Annotated in this window: 1 protein-coding gene and 1 pseudogene; both read left to right on the top strand. The window is 69.7% G+C overall.

What is annotated here, in order from left to right; all coding sequences use genetic code 11:
* Positions 1–1,693, top strand: a 1,693-nt coding sequence (locus PUR53_RS16265; RefSeq protein ID WP_329908689.1) for a hypothetical protein, incomplete at its 5' end; no start/stop codon positions are given.
* A 68-nt stretch (positions 1,694–1,761) separates the two neighbouring features.
* Positions 1,762–2,200, top strand: a pseudogene (locus tag PUR53_RS16270) (hypothetical protein); the annotation flags it as partial.

Below are 2,200 nucleotides of genomic sequence, written 5' to 3' on the forward strand. Positions count from 1 at the left end.
CGACCTCTGGAAGAACGGCACCACCACCGTCTCCAAGACCGTCAACCTCACCATCCCCGCCGGCAAACACACCCTCCGCGTCGACTACGTCAACTGGACCGGCTCCGCCAAGGTCAAGTTCACCTACACGCCCCGCACCTCGGCCACCGTCGACAAGATCGCCCCGCTGACGCCCACCGCCCCGACCGTGGCGTACGACAAGACCACCGGCAAGGCCAAGCTCACCTGGGCGAAGAACAAGGAGATGGACCTCGCCGGGTACAAGGTCTACCGGCGCCTCAAGGGCGCCTCGTTCGGCAGCACGCCGCTCGCGACGACCACCTCCACCTCGTACACCGACACCGGGCTGCCGATGTCGGGCGCGGCGTACTACTACGAGGTCCGCGCCTACGACAAGGCGGGCAATGTCTCGACGGGCACGGCCCAGCAACTGGTCACCACGGTGGACCGGATCGCGCCGACCGTCCGGGACCTGAAGGTCAGCGGTGATTCCGCCCTCGACGGGGTGTCCCTGTGGTGGATGTCCGAGGGAGCCGAGACGACCCGCCTGCTGAGGTCCGCCTCGCCCGACGGGCCGTTCACCGAGGTCAAGGGCCCCTGGGGCAACTCGGCGACCGATCCCACCGCCCCGTACGGCGAGACCTCGTACTACAAGGTCGCGGTGTCGGACGCGGCGGGCAACACCGCGTACTCGTCCGTGGTGTCGATCGCCAGGCCGCTGGCGGTGCCGTACCTGTGGAAGACGGAGAACCGTCCGGAGGACGGCGGCGGCGTCGATCTGCGCTGGGACGTGTCCCCGTACGCGCCCACCACGTTCCGGGTCCACCGCGAGGAACGCCGCTTCGACGACGCCACCGGCACGTTCGACGTCGTCGACTCCCGAGTGGTGCCCTGCGAGCCGACGCTCGTCGACACCGCCTACGGCACCAAGTACAGCTACGCCTGCACCGACACCACGGTCGTGCCGAGCCCCAACGACGGGTTCTACGTGTACTGGGTGACGACCGTCGACGCGCTCGGCCGGGAGTCGGGCCCCTCGCAGACCATCTCCCACGGCTACGGCGACCGCACCGCCCCGCCGCTCGTCACCGGGTTCACCGCCACCGCGACCAAGTACGGCACGGTCCTGGACTGGGACGACAGCCCGGTCACCGACCTCGCCGAGTACAACGTGTTCCGGCGCAGCACGGTGGACGACGGGACCGAGTACACGCATGTGGGCACGGTCAAGGCGGGCACCAGTCGGCTCGTCGACTCGGCGAACCTCCAGGACGGCGAGCACCACACGTACTTCGTGGACGCGGTGGACACCTCGGGCAACTCCAACTACACGTCGGCCGACACGATGGTGTCCACGACCGTCACCGAGCTCGACCTGCGACCCACCGTGGAGACCCCCGCGGACTGGCTGGTCGACGTGAACGCCGAGGTCGCCGACGGCGGCGGCGCGGTCGACCTCACCTGGAAGCTGGACAGCTCGTACCACGGGACGGACATCACCGATTACCGGGTGTACCGGTGGAACCCGGCCACCACCGCGTACGAGCCGCTGACCGCCGACCCGGTGACCGGTACGTCGTACACCGACACCACGGCCGCCGCCGGCACCACCCACTTCTACTGGGTGACCGCTCTCCACGCCGACGGCACCGAATCCGCTCCCGGCGACGCCTGGGCGGCCCTGGCCCCCTGAGCACACGACCGCCCCTCACACGACCCAAGGCCCCGAAACCGTAAGGGCCGTAGGACTCAAGGACACCAGTGATCCCAGCCAGACGTACGACCGCCGGCGCGGCCACCGCCGTCGTGCTCGCCACCACGGCCGGTCTGCTCACGGCGGCGGCCGCGCCCGCGTCCGCCGCCGTGACCTGCGCCTCCCCCGTCTTCAAGCAGCAGCTCTTCGCCAACACGACGTTCTCCGGCACCCCGAAGAAGACCGTCTGCGACAGCGCGATCGACCAGAACTGGGGCACCGGCGCCCCCGCCACCGGACTCCCGACCAACAACTTCGGCGTCCGCTGGACCCTCACCCGCGACTTCGGCTCCGGCGGCCCCTTCACCCTCTCCGCCTCCGGCCTCGACGGCATCCGCGTCTACCTCGACCCCGGCACGACCGGCGCCCGCAAGATCGACCTCTGGAAGAACGGCACCACCACCGTCTCCAAGACCGTCAACCTCACCATCCCCGCCGGCAAACACA

Origin of the sequence: Streptomyces sp. SP18BB07 (assembly GCF_036322545.1) — a bacterium.
GTDB lineage: Bacteria > Actinomycetota > Actinomycetes > Streptomycetales > Streptomycetaceae > Streptomyces > Streptomyces deccanensis.